Source organism: Patulibacter ginsengiterrae (genome assembly GCF_056269115.1).
On the sequence record NZ_JBWDOG010000041.1, the window covers coordinates 1 to 942 of the forward strand.

General features: G+C 42.4%; 2 pseudogenes. One reads left to right on the forward strand and one right to left on the reverse strand.

The window, feature by feature from the left end:
- Positions 1-356, reverse strand: a pseudogene (locus tag ACVUH9_RS22185) (hypothetical protein); the annotation flags it as partial.
- Here ACVUH9_RS22185 and ACVUH9_RS22190 point away from each other — a divergent pair.
- A pseudogene (locus tag ACVUH9_RS22190) lies at positions 243-942 on the forward strand (IS5 family transposase); the annotation flags it as partial. The pseudogenes ACVUH9_RS22185 and ACVUH9_RS22190 overlap by 114 nt on opposite strands.

A 942-nucleotide genomic window follows, 5' to 3' on the forward strand; every position in this document is an offset into this window, starting at 1 on the left:
TCTTTTAGTGCTCGTGCATACTTGTTTAAATAGAACGCATTACTGGTCATGGCAATACGTTCTAAACCGTGTGGCTTGAGCCGATTCAAAGCATCAATAAAATTGACTACGCCTTGACGCATCAAAGGCTCTCCACCTGTTAAGCGAATGTGCCGAATGCCTAAACTGACCATCATTTCACAAAAGGTGGCTTTGTTGCACAAACCTATCTGTAAAGGCTTTTTTAGCGATATAATTTTCAAATGAAGAAGCCTACACACAAAATCTACCGCACAACCAATTGGCCCGCATATAACCGAGCACTCATGAGTCGCGGAAATATTGCCATTTGGTTTGATCCTGCTACGCAATGGTATGCGCCATCAAAAGGCAAACAAGGGCGAAATCAAACCTACTCCGACGCAGCCATCCAATGCTGCTTAATGATTAAATCCTTATTCCGTCTGTCTTTACGTATGGTCACTGGCTTTGTGCAAAGTCTGATTAAACTTTGCGGATTAAATTGGATAGCTCCAGATTACACCACGCTTTGTAGAAGACAAAAGCATATTGATATTGTAATCAGCTACCAAAAAAGTAGCGATGGGCTGCATCTACTCATGGACTCTACAGGCATGAAGTTTCTAGGTGAGGGCGAATGGAAACGCAAGAAACATGGACCTGAATATCGTCGCCAATGGCGTAAACTTCATATTGGTATAGATGCTAAAACCCTACAAATACGAGCAGTTCAGCTTACAACCAATAATGTCAGTGATTCACAGGTGCTTGGTGATTTACTTAATCAGATTCCACAAGATGAGCAGATTAACTCTGTTTATACCGATGGAGCTTATGACACCAAGCAATGCCGTCAGGTCATTGCAGATCGGCAAGCGCATGCAATGATTCCACCTAGAAAAAAATGCGAAACCATGGAAAGATACAAAGAGCAAGCAGCTC